Below are 13,170 nucleotides of genomic sequence, written 5' to 3'. Positions count from 1 at the left end.
GCGGGTGGCCCGGGTTACGGCCGGCCGTACGCCGGGGTCGGTGGGCCGCGGCGGGCCAGGACGTGGGTGAGCAGGGCGGGCTTCGCGCTGCGGAGGGGGGTGGGGCGGCGGCGGGGCCGCCTCGGGAGGGGCGGTTGGGCCGGGCCTCCGGCCAGTCGCGCCAGCAGGGTGGCGAGGTGGTGGGCGAGGCGTCGGCCGGCCGCGCGGACTCGGCGGGCCAGGCCGAGCAGGCGCCAGAGCGCCGTCTCGACCTGGTGCAGCACCGCGCCGACGGCCAGGGCCGCGGCGAGGTGGGCGCCGAACATCGCGGAGGAGAGGCCGAGGCCCCCGGTGGCGTGGCCGAGGTGGCCGGCGGCCGGGAGTGCAAGGCCCACCCGTGGGGCGGGTGCGGCGGCGGCGAGTTGGAAGAGCAGGTGGAACAGGACCTGGCCGAGGGCCGTGGCCGCGACGATCGAGCGGGGGCCGCGCCGGTGGCCGGCCGCGAGGGTGCCGACCGAGAAGAGGAAGAGCCAGCCGGCCCCGACCATGCCCCAGGCCAGGCCGCCGCAGGCGGCGGCGTGCCCGGCCGTACCGAGCACCGCACCGGCCGAGGCGAACGCGGCGGCACGGACCAGCCGCACGTCGGTCGCGGCCGTGCGGGGCTCGTGGGGAGTGTGGGTCGCGGTCATGGCGGGGGTCAGTCTGCCAGGGCTGGATGCGCTACCGGAAGGTGGCGTGGTGGAAGGCAGTTCGACTGTCGGGAGTCAGGCCGGGCGGTGGGCGGGGTGGGGTCGGGCGCACCAGGCCGACGCCCGGCCGGCGGGCGGCACGGTGGTGGTCGGCGGCGCAGGCCGGGGCTCGGCGCCGGCGGACGGCCGATGCCGCCCCGGCCGTCGTGGGCCGGGGCGGCATCAGGGACAGACGTCGGACGTCAGACGTTGGTGGTGACGAGGTCGCCGTGGTGGGACGGGTGGCCGTCGCGGCGGAGGCGGTGGAGGGTGAAGCGGTCGAAGAGGACCGGCGTGGGGACGGGGACGGCCGGGGTGGCGGCGGGGGTGTGGTAGTAGCTGACGGTGATGGTGGTGCGGCCGCCGGAGAGGTGGCCGGGGTCCACGTCGAAGACGGCGACGCCGTAGGGGAAGGCGGTGTCGGGGTCGCGGACGGCGGACCAGGTGGCCTTCTCCTTGGCGTCCGGGTCGGCCTTGAAGGTCAGCCGCTGGGTGCGGACGAACGCGTCCGGCACGCCGCCCGCCGGGTCGCTGAGGAAGGTGTCGTCGTGCGAGGCGGTGCCGCCGCCGCCGAGGATCAGGTGGACGGTGCCCTGGGAGGTGTCGATGTCGCGGAGTTCGTCGCTGGCCACGGCGGGCCGCAGCAGGCTGCCCGGGTCGGTGCCGCGCACGGCGTAGGTGCGCTCGTAGTCGTGGTCGTGGCCGCAGAGCACCAGGTCGACCTGGTAGCGGTCGAAGACCGGCAGCAACTGCTCGCGGATGCCGAGGTCGCCGCCGTGGCTGGCGGCGGAGGAGGACATCGCGAACTGGTGCATGGAGGCCACGATCCAGTCGACCTCGCGACCGGCCCGGGCCCGGGCCAGGGTGCGCTCAAGCCAGCGCAGCTGGGCGCCCTCGCTGTAGCCGGAGATGTAGATCGACTGGCCGGTGGCCGGGTCGATGCTGGCGTCGTCCTCGACGGCGAGGTCGTTGCCGTCGATGGAGAGGAAGAGCACCGAACCGACCTGGAAGCTGTACCAGTTGCCGCAGTAATCGCGGGTGTGGTTGTCCGGCAGGTCGAACCGGGTGTGGTAGGAGGCGTAGCCGAGCTCGCCGCCGCCGGCCTCCACCTCGTGGTTGCCGGGGGCCGGCATCCACGGGCGGTTGGCCGCCGAGACGGACATGTTGTTCATGAAGGCGTCCCAGGCCTGCGGCTGCCGGCTGGTGTTGTTGTTGGCGTAGGCCAGGTCGCCGTTGAGCAGGTGGAAGAGCGGGTTGAACTGCTCCACGTGCCGGACGGCCGCCGCGCCGTGGATCGAGGACTTCGAGAACGCGGCCGAGCCGGTGCCCAGGTCGCCGAAGCTGGTGAAGCGGAACGGGACGCGCCCGCGCTCGGGGGCCGTGCGGAAGGTGCCGCGCTTGGGGGTGGCGCCGTCGTGCGAGACCTCGTAGACGTACGCGGTGTCGGGGCGCAGGCCGTGCAGGCGCACCCGGTGGGTGTAGGTCTCGACCTTGTTGAGGCCGTCCACGTAGGTGCGGGTCTCGGCGGAGACCACCCGGCCGAAGCCCTCCTGCGCCGTGCCCAGGCGCAGCCGGGGCCGGCGGACGGTGCCGGCGGTGGCCCAGGAGACGGTCATCTCGCGGGCGGGCTCGTTACCGTAGCTGAGGTGCACCTGCTCCGGGCCGGGGGCGTCGGCCACGGCGGGCTGACTCCAGAGCAGGGTGGAGGCGGGCAGGGCGGCCAGTGAACCCGCCACCGCCGTGCTGCGGATGACGGTCCTGCGGGAAGGGTTCGGTGCCACTGCTGCCTCCTGTGCTCGGGTGAACGCCGGGAGATTGGCAGCCCCGGGCCACACGGGGGCCAGCGGCGGCGGAACGCGCGGTGACGGCCCAGGAAACGACCATCCGGTACCGGACGGATCGGGCGGCAGCCGCCACCGCGCTCTGCCCGCGCCCTCTCCCGTTCCGGGCTGATGCTTCATCAGGTCGTACACCGAATGGCAGGATGTCGTCCGTCCGTTCGATCCGGCGACGTGCCACGGGGGTACCACGTGCGGCTGCGACTCTTCGACATCCATCTCGACGTTCCCTTCTACCGGGCCTTCCTGGCCGGTCAGGAGCGGGCCTACGGCCGGCTCGGCCATCAGGCGATGGTCCGGTACGGCACCGACCACCCGGAGACCACCCGGGATCCGATCCGCGCCGTCGCCGCCTCCGACGAGGACGGCACCCTGCTCGGCGGGATCCGGCTGCATCTGCCCACGGCGGGCCTGACGCCCTCCGAAGTCCACCTGGCCAGCCCGGAGTTCAGCCGCCTGGTGGCGGGCGAGCGGGCGGCGGGCGAGACGGTGGCGGAGACCTGCGGCCTCTGGGCCGAGCCGATCCGGCGCGACCGCCGGGCCGAGTTGGCCTGGCTGCTCACCGTCACCGCGAGCGCGGCGGCGGCCCGGATGGGTGCCACCGTCCTGGTGGGCAGCGCCGCCGAGCCGCGGCTGCCCGCGCTGGAGCGCTGCGGTTACCGCTTCCACCGCGACCACCCGCTGCCGGACACGCCCTTCCCGGGCCTGACCTCGTACTTCGCCGTCAACCGGCTGAGCGAGCTGCTCCGCCGGGACGAGAAGCTAACGGCCGCCCTGGCCCTGCTCGACTCGGCCCTGGCCGAGGGCGACCTGCTGCCGGACCCGGTGCTCCGCCAAGCCGCCGCACTGCTGGGGCAGTTGGCGGGCGCGCGGTGAACCTCGACGAGCTGACGGCCGGGCCGGCCGACGACACCTCCTGGCAGCCGGTGCTCTACCGGTACGCGGAGCTGGGCGCCCTGCGCGGCGAGGTGGCCGCCCTGCACGACACCCTGGCCGAACAGGTCGGCGAGCTGCTGACCGCCCGCCGGCCCGACTGGCGGCCCGGGGCGGGCGAGTTGGCCGGGGCGGTGGACTCGTACCTGAGCGGACGGCCGGCCGAGTACGGGAGCTGGGTCTGGTACCCGTGGTCGCGGCGGTTGGTGCACGTGCTGCCCCGGGAGGAGTACCGCGAGCTGCGGCAGTCCCGGAACCGGTACAAGATCACCGCTGCCGAGCAGGCCCTGCTGACCGAGCGGACGATCGCCGTGATCGGGCTCTCGGTCGGTGCGGCCAGCGCCGTCACGCTGGCCCAGGAGGGGGTGGGCGGCCGGTTCCGGCTGGCCGACTTCGACACCCTCTCGCTCTCCAACCTCAACCGCCTGCGGGCCTCGGTGGCCGACCTCGGCCTGCCCAAGGTGGTGATCGCCGCCCGGCAGATGTACGAGATCGACCCCTATCTGAGCATCGAGACCTGGCCGGACGGGCTGGACGAGTCCTCGATCGACGCCTTTCTGGCCGGGGACGGGAGCGCGGGCGGGCGGGTGGATCTGCTGGTCGAGGAGTGCGACGACCTCCACCTCAAGGTCCACGCCCGCGAGCGCGCCCGGGCGCACGGCATCCCGGTGCTGATGGAGACCAACGAACGCGGCATGCTCGACGTGGAGCGCTTCGACCTCGACCCGGGCCGGCCACTGCTGCACGGCCTGCTCGACGGCGTGACGGCGGCCGAGCTCAAGACGCTCTCCAGCCGCGAGAAGGTGCCGTACGTCCTGCGGATCCTCGACCAGGACCGGCCCTCCGAACGCTTCGTCCCCTCCCTGGTCGAGATCGGGCAGACCATCTCCTCCTGGCCCCAACTCGCCTCGGGCGTGGCACTGGGCGCCGCCCTGGTCACCGACACCGCCCGCCGGCTGCTGCTCGGCGGCTTCACCGCCTCGGGCCGGTGGTTCGTCGATCCGGCCGAACTGGTCCGGGACGGGACGGAGTTGCCGTTGCCCGAGCGGGAGGAGGCCGCCGTCGGGGAGGAGTTGAAGACGGAGGAGCTCGTTCTCCCCGAGCGGGGGCTGGAGTTGGACGAGGAAGGGGTGCGGAGACTGGTCGGGTACGGGATCCAGGCGCCCTCCGGCGGCAACACCCAGCCGTGGCGGTTCGTCTGGCGCGGGCGGGCACTGGACTGCCGGGTGGACCACGAACAGCCGCTCACCGTACTGGACTTCGAGCGCTCGGCCAGCCGGCTGGCGATCGGGGCCGCGGTGGAGAACATCGATCTGGCCGCCCGGGCCGCCGGATGGGCCTGCCAGGCCGAGCCCTGCCCCGACCCGGCCGACCCGGACCTGGCCTACCGGCTCACCTTCACCGCCGACCCGGCCGCCGAACGGCCGCCGCTGGCCGGCTGGATCGAGCAGCGGGTGACCAATCGCGAGCCGGGCCCGGCCGTGCCGCTCGACGAGAGGGCGGCGGCGGCGCTGGCCAGCTGCGCCGAGGAGAGCGGAGCCAGACTCCAACTCGTCAGCGACAGGGACGACTTGGCCGAGCTGGGGCGGATCCTCGGGGTGGCCGACCGGCTGCGGATGATGTCGCAGCCGCTGCACCGGGACATGATGGGCGAGCTGCGGTGGAGCGAGGCCGAGACCCGGCGGACCCGGGACGGCATCGACCTCGCCACGCTCGGCTTCGACCGCACCGACCTGGCGGGGGTCGCCGTCGCCCGGCACTGGCCCAATCTGGCCTTCCTCCGGACGGTCGGGGGCGGCTCCTCCTTCGAGGAGCCGGCGCGGAAGACCGTGGCGGCCTCCTCTGCGGTCGGCCTGCTCAGCATCGCGGGCACCGGGCCGGAGGCGTACCTGCGGGGCGGCCGGGCCGTCCAGCGGCTCTGGCTGACGGCCACCTCGCTGGGGCTCGGCCTGCAACCCCTCACCGCACTCACCTACCTGCTCGCCCGGGTCGAGCGTGGCGGCGGGGTCGGGCTGGCGGGCGAGGAGGTCGCCACGCTGCGCGGCCTGCGCGCCCGGCTGGACGCGATCGCCCCGCACCGGCCGGGCGAGGCCGAGCTGCTGCTCTTCCGGCTCTCCTACGCACCGGCGCCGCAGCTGCGGTCGCTGCGGCGGCCGGTGGAGTCGGTGCTGGGCTTCGACGCCTGACCGCGCCGGGCAGCACCGCGCAGGACCGCACCTGACCGCGCCGGGCAGCAGCGGACCGGACAGCGCCGGCTGGCGCTGTCCGGGGGCGTGGACGGGACCGGCCGGTGGGGCTATCGTCGGCCGGCGTGACCTTTTCCATCGTGGCTCGGTCCGGTTCCGCCCTCGGGGTGGCCGTGGCCAGCAAGTTTCTCGCCGTCGGCTCCGCCGTCCCGGCCGCTGCGGCCGGGGCCGGGGCCCTGGCCACTCAGGCCTGGGCCAATCTCGCGTACCGCGAGCAGGGACTCGCGCTGCTGCGCACCGGGGTGGCTCCGGAACAGGTGGTGGCCGGGCTGACGGCCGCCGATCCGGACCGGATCCACCGCCAGCTCGGGGTGGTCGGGCCCGAGGGGGCCGGGGCCGGCTACACCGGGGAGGAGTGCCTGCCCTGGGCGGGTGGTCTCACCGGGGACGGATACGCGATCCAGGGCAATGTGCTGACCGGGCCCGAGGTGGTCCGGGACATGGAAGCGGCCTGGCTGACGGGGGCCGAACTCCCCTTCGCCGAAAGGCTGGTGGCCGCGCTGGCGGCCGGGGACGCGGCGGGCGGTGACCGCCGGGGCAGGCAGAGCGCGGCGCTGTACGTGGTGGACCGGGGCCGGGGCTTCGGCGGCTCGGGCGACATAGCCTACGACCTCCGGGTGGACGACCACGCCGAGCCGGTGGCCGAGCTGCGGCGGCTGCTGGGCATCCACGAGATCCTGCACGGCGTCCCGGACCCGGCCACCCTGCTGGAGCTGACCGGCGAGCTGGCCGCCGAGGTCGGACGCCGGGTCGCCGCGCTGGGCTACGACTCGCTCGACCGCTGGGCCGGGGTCGAGAACCTGGAGGGCCGCCTGGTGCAGGACCGGATCGACCCGCTGGTGCTCGCGCACCTGCGCGCCCAGGGCTGAGCCCAGGGCTGAGACGCGGAGAGCAGACCGGCCCCGCCGCAGGGAGCGGCGGGGCCGGTCGGCGTCGGGAGGGCCGAATTCGGGGGCATCCGGCCCAGGGCCTCTCCGACCTGGTCCGTCGGAGAGGCCCGTGCCCCGACGGGCTCAGGGGAGCTTGCGCCAGGGGCCGCTCGGGGTGCCCGGGGTCTGGTTCCGGGTGTACCACCGGGCCTGGTAGGTGCCGCCCTGCCAGCTGACCTCGGCACCGGCGAGGTAGACCGTGGTGGCCGTCCAGGGGGCCAGGCCGTCCGGGCCGGCGGGGGCCTGCTCCTCCCAGGGGCCGGTGGGCGAGCCCGGGGTCTGGTTGCGGGTGTGCCAGCCGGCCCGGTAGATCCGGCCCTGGTACACCGCGAGCTCGCCGCCCTCGAAGACGTGCGAGGCCGTCCAGGCGGCAGTGCCGTCCTCGGTCAGCGCGTACTCCTGCCAGGGGCCCTGCGGGTCGCCCGGCTGCTGCGCCTTGGTGGTCCAGCTCGCCGTGTAGGCCGCGCCCCGGTAGGAGACCTGGTCGCCCGCGCGGTAGGTGGCGGTGGCGCTCCAGGCCGGCGGGAGGCCGACGGTGAGCAGCAGGGTCTGGCCGGCCGGGGTGAGCAGCTCGCTGCCCGCGTAGGCGGCGAGCAGCACGTGGCCGCCGGCGGCCAGGCCGGGCGGGAGGGTGAAGGTGGCGGTGCCGTCGGCCAGCCGGGCCGTGCCGCGCGGGGTGGTGCCCTCGGTGAGGGTGATCGTGCCGGTGGCGGGCAGGCCCGGGGAGCTGACCGTCACGGTGACGGTGGCGGCGGTGCCGTACCGGGGTGCCGTGGCGGTGGTGCTGATCGCCGGGGCGACCGGCTTGATCGCGGGGATCACCAGCCGGCGGTCGGGCTCGGTGGTGCCGGCGATGTCGGTGGACCGGTAGCTGAGGGTCTGGTCCGCGAAGAGCGGGGCGACGGTGAACGGGCCGGCGTAGGGCGTCCAACCGCCCTCCCCGAGGCGGTACTCGGTGCCGGCCACGCCGGAGCCGGTGTCGCCGGCGGTGAGCGTGACGGTGACCGGGGCGGTGCTGGTGGCGCCGGGGGTGGTGCTCGCGGTGGTGCTGGGCGCCGTCCCGTCGTAGCGGACCGGGACGGCGACCGGGTCACCGGTCAGGCCGGTGTGGCCGGTGGCGCGGAACTCGTAGCTCCGCGCCCCCTCGGCGGCGGTGACCGGGCCGGGGTACGGGGCCCAGCTGCCGCCGCCGGTGCGGTACTCGAGGGCGGGCGCGAGGGCCGAGCCGTCGGTGGCGGAGGCGGTGACCACGGGGGCGGTGACGTACCAGCCGGAGCGGCCGTCGGGGGCGCCCGGGGTGATCGCCGTGCTGACCACCGGCGGCTGCGGGGTACCGAGGCTGAAGGTGGTGACCACGGCGGTGTGGTCGCTGGTCCAGGCGTTGGCGTTGACGTTCTCGGCCGAGGGCCAGCCGGCCACCAGGGTGTTGGAGCCGAGCACCCGCAGGTCGGCGCCCGCGTAGTCCACGTAGTCGATCCGGTCGTGCGGGCCGGTGGTGGCGATCGGCGACCAGGTGGTGCCGGGGTTGTCGGCCGGGTCGGGGTTGGCCGCCCGGAAGGAGTCGGTCAGGCCGGCGGCGGTGAGCGCGCCGGTGGCGGGCCAGTCCACGGCGCCGGTCCCGCAGTGCGCGGCGGCGGTGGCGGCCGTCCAGTCGGCGGCCGAGGGGGAGGCGAGCGAGCCGAGCAGCACCAGCGGGGTGCGGCCGGCCGCGGCCGCCTCGGGCCTGAGGGCGGCGGCGAGCGCCTGGGCCTGGGCGTAGCGGGTGGTGGCCCGCTCGGCGGCGGTCACGGCCGCCGGGTCGGCACCGGGCTCGGCGCAGGCCGCGTCGGGGCCGTAGCCGCCCTCGTCCAGGGCGGCCGTCCAGACCCGCAGGTCGCGGCCGGCCACCGAGACGGTGACGCCGAGCGCCGGGCCGGCCGTGACCACGCCGTCGGCGGAGATCGGCCAGGCGGAGAGGATGCCGACCCCGCCGGGGCCCTCGCGGTCGTACCAGCCGAGGGCCTGCGCCAGCTGGTGGGCGACGGTGCCGCCGTCCTCCTGGACGCCGATCACGTCGAAGCCGTTGCCGCCGATCACCGCCAGGTCCTTGAGCAGCGCGTCGTCCACGTGGCTGCCGGCGTCCCAGAGGTTCCAGGTGGTGGTGGCCAGCTGCGGGGCCTCGCCGGCGGCGAGCACCGGCACCTCGACGGTGATGCTGCCGGTGGTGCTGCCGTCGGTGGCCTGCACGGTGACGGTGCCGGGGTGCTGCGGCGCACTCGCCGGGGCGGTGCCGTGCACCACGCCCTGGGCGTCCACCGAGAGCCAGTCGTCGCCGCCGGTGCGGGTGTACGAGGTGACGGCCGCGCCGTGCCAGAGGGCGGCCAGCGGCTGGGTGATCGCGGTACCGACCCGGGTCTGGCGGGCGTGGAAGGTGTCGGTGACGAAGCCGGCCGGGAGGGTGGAGACCGGCGGCTGGATGTCCACGGTGGATTCGTCCGGCAGCACGGTGGCGGCGGGCTTGGTGGCGTTGTAGTCGTTGGCCACCTGACTGGCCGTCAGAGGCTGGTCGTAGAAGTCGAACTGGTCCACCAGGGCGTCCACCGAGGCGGCGTAGGCGCCGGTGCCGTCCTGGCCGATGGTGAACGGCAGGCCGGAGAGCAGCTTGGTGGCCGAAGTCAGCTGGCCCGCCGCCGAGGTGGTGACCGGCTTGCCGTCCACGTAGTAGCTGAGCGTCTGCGCGCCGCGGTCGACCACCACCGTCAGGTAGTGCCAACTGCCCTGCAGAGCGGTGGCACTGGTGGCCGAGTACTGCCGGGTGGTGCCGGTGGGCTGGCCCCAGCAGGCCCGGGTGGTCGAGGTGCCGGAGAGGTGGTAGAGCGACATCCCGGCGTTGAAGCAGGAGTTGGAGTCCTGGTTGCTCACCAGGGCGGTGTCCGAGGTCTCCGCGTACTCGCCCCACCAGGTGGAGAAGGAGAAGCTGCCGGAGCCGTCGGTGCGGCCGGCGCTGAGCGGCAGCCGGACGAAGTTGCTGCCGGAGCTGACGTGCGCGGCCTTGCCGGCGAAGCCCTTGGCGTAGGTCGCGGTGCCGTGCCAGGAGCCGTCCGCGCCCTGGCCCGAACCGTCGCTCACCACACCGTTCTGGTCGGCCTCGAAGTCGTAGGAGACGATGGGCGCGGCGGTGTCGCCGGCCGCCCGGACCTTGCCCCAGACGGCGTAGAGGGTGACCTTGCCACCGTCGGTGGCGGGCAGGTCGGTGACCTGCTGCCCGGCGCCGTACTCGACCCGGCCCGCCGGGCTGGTGGCCCAACCGAGGAAGCCGGAGCCGTCCTTGGTGAAGCCGTTGGCGTTCAGCGCGGCGCCCTGGCCGTAGGTCAGCTGCTGGTCGGCGGTGCTGCCGCCGGTGGCGCCGTTGCCGTCGAAGTGCACGGTGACGGCGGCCGGGAGGTGCGTGGCGGGGTTGGTGGCGGCGTAGTCGGCCGCGATCTGGTCGGCCGTGATGGCCTGGTTGTAGAAGGTGAAGTCGTCCACCAGGGCGTCCTCGGTGGCGCTGTACGCGCCGGCGCCGTCCTGGCCGATCCGGATCGGGCTGCCGGAGGCGAAGTTGGCGGCGTTCGTGCCCGAGCCGGTGGCCGTGCTGGAGGCGAGCACGCCGTCCACGTAGTACGCGTAGGTGTGCGCGGCGGCGTCCTGGACCACGGCCAGGTGGTGCCAGCCGTTCTGGATCGAGGCGGTGCGGGTGGGGCTGTAGGTCTTGGTGCCGCCCACCGCGAAGCAGGAGCGCTGCTGGTAGGTGCCGCTCAGGTGGTAGAGGCTGAAGCCCGCGTTGGCGCAGGAGTTGAAGTCCTGGTTGGAGACCAGCGGGGCGTCGGCCGTGGCGGCGTTGTCGTACCACCAGGTCTGGAAGGAGAAACTGCCGGTGCCGTCGGTCTGGCCGGCCGCCTTGGGCAGGGTGACGAAGTTCTTGCCCGCGCTGATGTGCAGCGCCCGGCCGGACACCCCGGCCGCGTAGGCCGGGGTGCCGCTCCAGGTGCCGTTGTTGCCGTGGCCCGAGTCGTCGAGCACGGTGCTGCCGGTGTCACCGTCGAAGGTGTACGAGACCACCGGCAGCACGGCGTCGTGCGGGTCGTGGGTCGGGTCGGCCAGCGCGGGGGTCGCGGCGCCGAGGGCGAGGGCGGCCGCGAGCAGCGCGGCCAGGGGTGGGAGTGGCCGGACGGCCATGGGGTGACTCCTGGAGGGGTGGTACGGGCTGGGGGCGCTCGAGCGGGTCAGGCGGTGGCGATGCGGCCGGCGTAGCGGTGGCGCCAGCCGTTGCCGGTGTCGGCGGTGAGCACCAGGTCGTAGTAGCCGTCCGAGGTGGGCCAGCTCACCTGGGTGGTGGCGCCGGGGGCGACCCAGAAGTCCTGGGTGCCGCCCAGGAAGTCGTTGGCGGTCAGGGTGTAGTGCACCTGCCGCAGGCCGTCGTTGTGCAGGGTGACCGCGAGGGCGGGCTGCGCGCCGGTGACCAGGTCGACCTCGATCCGGGGCACGCCCGCGTTGTTCTGCCCGGCGGGCAGCACGGTGCCGGCGTGCGAGCGGACGAAGCCGTCCGGCCCGTAGACCGAGAAGGCGTACCGGCCCTGGTAGGCGGTGGCGTCCCAGGTGTGGGTGCGCGGGGCGGCGGCGGTCACCGTGTACGGGGTGTTGGCGAAGGCCCTGTACTTGTCCGGGAAGACCTGGAGGCTGACGGCCTTGCCGGCCGGGCCGCCCACCAGGCTCAGCGCGGCCGTCACCTTGCCGGTGCGGCGGTCCTCGGTGAAGGTGCCGTGCGGGTGGAAGGCGAGCGGGCGCGGGCGCAGCGCCGGGTAGTCGGCCCACTTGTCGCCGGTGGGCACCTGGGTGGCGATGATGCCGCCGGCCCGGGCGATGGCCACCAGCGCGGCGGTGTCCGGCAGCGCGGGGGTGTCCAGGACCGGGCGGGAGAAGTCGATCGCGCTGGTCAGGTCGCCGCTGATGCCGCGCCGCCAGGGGGTGATCGTGGTGCTCTTCGCCGGGGTGCCCAGCGAGGCCGTCCAGACCTCCAGGAAGCGGATCACCGAGGTGTGGTCGAACACCTCGGAGTTGACCCAGCCGCCGCGCGTCCAGGGCGAGACCAGCGTCATCGGCACCCGGGCGCCGTAGCCGATCGGGGTGCTGCCCGAGTACTCCCCGGCGGTGCCGGTCTCCGGGAAGGGTGGCAGCACGTGGTCGAAGTACCCGTCGTTCTCGTCGAAGTTGAGGATCAGCAGGGTGTGGTTCCAGATGTCCGGGTTGCTCTGCAGCGCCTTGAGCACCCGGTTGGTGTAGTGCGCGCCGTGCTCGGGGTTGGCCGAGGGGTGCTCGGACCACTCGTACGGCGCGACCACCCAGGAGACCTGCGGCAGCGGGTGCGCGGCGCCCGGGGCGCAGGCCGCGATGAACTCGCGCAGCACGCCGTCGAGGTTGGTGTCGCTGTCGTCGTCGGGCAGGCCGTCGGGGGCGTACGGGAAGGAGTTGGCCCGCCAGACCAGCCCGGTGCCGGGGGCGGTCTTGACCGGGTCGGCGAGGTTGGCGGCGCTGGGCGTGAAGGTGGCGAAGCCGCGGATCGGGTTGTCCTCGTAGTCGCCGCGCCAGCCGTCGCCGCTGTTGTTGTCCACGTAGACCCGCCAGGAGACGCCGGCCGCCTGGAGCGCCTCGGGGTAGGTCTGCCAGGCCCGGTTGCCGGCGGTCTCGCCGCCGTTGGCGGTCACGCCGTTGGAGGTGCCGGTCCAGAGGTAGAGCCGGTTGGGCGTGGTGGGGCCCATCACCGAGCAGTGGTAGTTGTCGCAGAGGGTGTAGCTGCTGGCCAGCGACCACTGCCAGGGGATCTCGTCGCCGGTCAGGTAGTTCATGGTGGCGGCGCTCTTGGCGGGCACCCAGTTGTTGTACCTGCCGCCGTTCCAGGCGCTGGTGCCGCCGCCGTAGCTGTGGTCCAGCCCGGTGGTGGTCTGGGCCACCGTGGTGACGTGCTTGGGGCGGGCCACCGCGCTGCCGTTCGGCTGGGCGAACACGTCGGTGCCGTTCGGGAAGCGCAGCGCCTGCTTGTCGTTGAAGCCGCGCACGCCAGGCATCGCGCCGTAGTAGTGGTCGAAGGAGCGGTTCTCCTGCATCAGGATCACCACGTGCTTGAGGTCGGCCATGGTGCCGCTGAAGCCTGCGGGCAGCACGTAGGCGGCCTGGCCGGCCGGCCCCGCCTGGCTGCCGCCGGCCGCCTGGGCGGCCGCCGCGGCGCCGCCGGTGAGCGTGGCGGCACCGCCGAACAGGCCGAGGGCCTTGAGGATGCCCCGGCGGGAGAGGCCGGAGTTCAGCAACTCCGGGGAGAGCCCGGCAAGGTGGCCGGGACGGGACGGGTCGGGGGTGCTCGTCATGGGGGGCTCCTGCAGCCGGTGGGTACCTGGGGAGGACGCACCGGATCCAAAGCGCCACGGGTGAATGCCCAGTGAACTCCGGCCGACCCCGGCCCCGTTCCGGGCACGAACGGTGGGATTCGCCCGCCGAGTGTGCG

General features: G+C 74.6%; 7 protein-coding genes. 3 read left to right on the top strand and 4 right to left on the bottom strand.

Annotated features, from left to right (window positions below):
- Positions 1 to 14: 14 nt before the first annotated feature.
- Positions 15 to 668, bottom strand: a complete 654-nt coding sequence (locus tag CFP65_RS32970) for a hypothetical protein (RefSeq protein WP_104819614.1) — start codon at positions 666 to 668, stop codon at positions 15 to 17.
- Positions 669 to 910: 242 nt separating this feature from the next.
- A complete protein-coding gene (locus CFP65_RS32965; RefSeq protein ID WP_158702476.1) occupies positions 911 to 2,488 on the bottom strand; it encodes a metallophosphoesterase family protein in 1,578 nt (525 codons plus the stop codon).
- A 249-nt stretch (positions 2,489 to 2,737) separates the two neighbouring features.
- On the opposite strand from CFP65_RS32965, the gene CFP65_RS39380 reads away from it, so the two are divergent.
- The 3 genes from CFP65_RS39380 to CFP65_RS32955 all read left to right on the top strand — a co-directional run bounded on the left by CFP65_RS39380 (position 2,738) and on the right by CFP65_RS32955 (position 6,593).
- Positions 2,738 to 3,421: a hypothetical protein gene (locus tag CFP65_RS39380; RefSeq protein ID WP_158702475.1), complete on the top strand. Its 684-nt coding sequence runs from the start codon at positions 2,738 to 2,740 to the stop codon at positions 3,419 to 3,421.
- A complete protein-coding gene (locus CFP65_RS32960) occupies positions 3,418 to 5,664 on the top strand; it encodes an Rv1355c family protein (RefSeq protein WP_104819612.1) in 2,247 nt (748 codons plus the stop codon). The genes CFP65_RS39380 and CFP65_RS32960 overlap by 4 nt, the downstream gene beginning before the upstream one ends.
- 125 nt (positions 5,665 to 5,789) lie before the next feature.
- Positions 5,790 to 6,593: a DUF1028 domain-containing protein gene (locus CFP65_RS32955; protein WP_104819611.1), complete on the top strand. Its 804-nt coding sequence runs from the start codon at positions 5,790 to 5,792 to the stop codon at positions 6,591 to 6,593.
- 144 nt (positions 6,594 to 6,737) lie between these two features.
- On the opposite strand, the gene CFP65_RS42245 is transcribed toward CFP65_RS32955, so the two are convergent.
- Both CFP65_RS42245 and CFP65_RS32945 read right to left on the bottom strand, forming a co-directional pair.
- Positions 6,738 to 10,850, bottom strand: coding sequence for an OmpL47-type beta-barrel domain-containing protein (locus CFP65_RS42245; protein ID WP_104819610.1), 4,113 nt, complete (start codon positions 10,848 to 10,850; stop codon positions 6,738 to 6,740).
- Between the two features lie 47 nt (positions 10,851 to 10,897).
- On the bottom strand, positions 10,898 to 13,033 hold the full coding sequence (locus CFP65_RS32945; RefSeq protein ID WP_104819609.1) for an alkaline phosphatase family protein: 2,136 nt from the start codon (positions 13,031 to 13,033) through the stop codon (positions 10,898 to 10,900).
- Positions 13,034 to 13,170 lie beyond the last annotated feature (137 nt).

Origin of the sequence: Kitasatospora sp. MMS16-BH015, assembly GCF_002943525.1 — a bacterium.
Lineage (GTDB): Bacteria > Actinomycetota > Actinomycetes > Streptomycetales > Streptomycetaceae > Kitasatospora.
Note: the sequence above shows the minus strand (reverse complement) of the source record. Positions and strands in the feature narration are given on the sequence as shown.

Excerpts from the sequence above, each read along its gene's own strand:
- CFP65_RS32945 (WP_104819609.1), bottom strand. The coding sequence starts at position 13,033 with ATGACGAGCACCCCCGACCCGTCCCGTCCCGGCCACCTTGCCGGGCTC.
- CFP65_RS32970 (WP_104819614.1), bottom strand. The coding sequence starts at position 668 with ATGACCGCGACCCACACTCCCCACGAGCCCCGCACGGCCGCGACCGAC.
- CFP65_RS42245 (WP_104819610.1), bottom strand. The coding sequence starts at position 10,850 with ATGGCCGTCCGGCCACTCCCACCCCTGGCCGCGCTGCTCGCGGCCGCC.